Origin of the sequence: Mesorhizobium sp. M2E.F.Ca.ET.209.01.1.1 (genome assembly GCF_004010375.2) — a bacterium.
Taxonomy (GTDB): Bacteria; Pseudomonadota; Alphaproteobacteria; order Rhizobiales; family Rhizobiaceae; genus Mesorhizobium.
Genome location: NZ_SADP02001379.1, coordinates 1 through 279 on the forward strand (window position 1 = coordinate 1; position 279 = coordinate 279).

1 pseudogene is annotated in these 279 nt (G+C 63.8%); it reads left to right on the forward strand.

Annotated features, from left to right (window positions below):
- Positions 1-36 precede the first annotated feature (36 nt).
- Positions 37-279 (forward strand): annotated as a pseudogene (locus EN852_RS40485) (hypothetical protein); the annotation flags it as partial.

Below are 279 nucleotides of genomic sequence, written 5' to 3' on the forward strand. Positions count from 1 at the left end.
ATGGGCGCGATGATCTCGGCGAGTTCGGCGGGAGAATTGCTGCGTCCGCGCATCAACCTCGGCACCGCCAACGTCAAAACAATCAGCGGCGATCGCGGCGGCTACGTGATCGACTACGCCATCCGCGTGCTGAAGATGCGCCGCAGCGGCGGCTTTGTGCGCTTCAGCGGTGCGTGCGACTCGGCTTGCACGCTTTACCTGTCGATGCCCAAGAGCAAGGTGTGCATCACGCAGGGCGCATCGTTCGGTTTCCACTTGCCTTATGGCGCCGGCGCGCAG